The sequence below is a fragment of the Oscillospiraceae bacterium genome (genome assembly GCA_035353335.1).
Taxonomy (GTDB): domain Bacteria; phylum Bacillota; class Clostridia; order Oscillospirales; family JAKOTC01; genus DAOPZJ01.
Map to the genome: position 1 here is coordinate 3,128 of DAOPZJ010000101.1, position 1,125 is coordinate 4,252.

Below are 1,125 nucleotides of genomic sequence, written 5' to 3' on the forward strand. Positions count from 1 at the left end.
CCGTCACAGACGGATATCAATGACGTACAGTCATTGGAACTTGAGCGGATTTATGTGGATGCGAAATTTCAAGGCAGAGGGCTCGGACGCGTTTTAATGGAACATGCGATTGAAATCGCGCGGGAGAGAAAGAAATCATACGTCTGGCTCGGTGTTTGGGAGAAAAACGACAAGGCTATCGCTTTTTATCAGAAGAACGGGTTTTATAAAATCGGGACGCATCTTTTTATCATGGGCGACGAGGAACAAATCGACTATATCATGCGGAGAGATTTATAGAAGCGGAGGAAGGGTTTTGACAAAAACACGAAAAATGCTGAGCGACATCGAAGCGCCGTATCTTCAGGCGCTGATGAAGCTCATTGAGACCCAGAGCAAGTCAACGCTCGCCAACTGGGCGATTGATTATTCCGAACGCGTGCTTCTGCCGATTTGGAATAAATATGATCCAAACGATCTGCGTCCGCAATACGCCTTAGATGCCGCCCGCGCCTGGCTGTCCGGAACGATCAAGCTGCCGCAGGCAAAACCGGTAATTTTGGAATGCCATGAGTCCGCTCGTTCAGCCGAAAATAATCCCGCCGCGCAGGCAGCTGCGAGAGCCATCGGACAATCCGCATCGACGATTCATTCGGCGACGCACTGCATCGGACTTCCGCTTTACGGAGCTTTGGCGGTGGCTTATGGTGTACTCGGGACAGAAACACCTTGGTCTCAATTGGAGCAATATGCCCGAGAAGAGTGTCGGCGTATGCTCGAAGCGCTCAATGCCGTCGCCGTCGAAAATGAACCGAATCCGGCTAAAATCAATTGGAAGTGCTGAAATGGATGTAATAGTCAGAAAGTATCGGGAAGACGATATTCCTGAAATGATTCGGATTTGGAATGAAGTCATTGAAGAGGGAATCGCTTTCCCGCAGGAAGATTATCTTGCCGAGGAAACGGGGAAGTCGTTTTTTGCCGAGCAAACGTATTGTGCTGTCGCAGAATGTAAAAATAACTCTAAAATATACGGAATGTATATTTTACACCCCAACAACGTCGGCAGATGCGGACATATCGGCAACGCGAGCTTTGCGGTGAGCTCCGGGAGCAGGGGAAAGCACATCGGCGAAAAGCTGGTGC

Annotated in this window: 3 protein-coding genes; all 3 read left to right on the forward strand. The window is 49.5% G+C overall.

Annotated elements, in window-relative coordinates:
* Window positions 1-279: GNAT family N-acetyltransferase (locus tag PKH29_12535; GenBank protein HNX15665.1), on the forward strand; the 279-nt coding region annotated here is incomplete at its 5' end.
* Between the two features lie 16 nt (window positions 280-295).
* Window positions 296-823 carry a hypothetical protein gene (locus PKH29_12540; protein HNX15666.1) on the forward strand — a complete coding sequence of 176 codons (528 nt, stop codon included), beginning with the start codon at window positions 296-298 and terminating at the stop codon, window positions 821-823.
* A 1-nt stretch (window position 824) separates the two neighbouring features.
* The coding region (locus PKH29_12545; GenBank protein ID HNX15667.1) for a GNAT family N-acetyltransferase at window positions 825-1,125 on the forward strand (301 nt) is incomplete at its 3' end.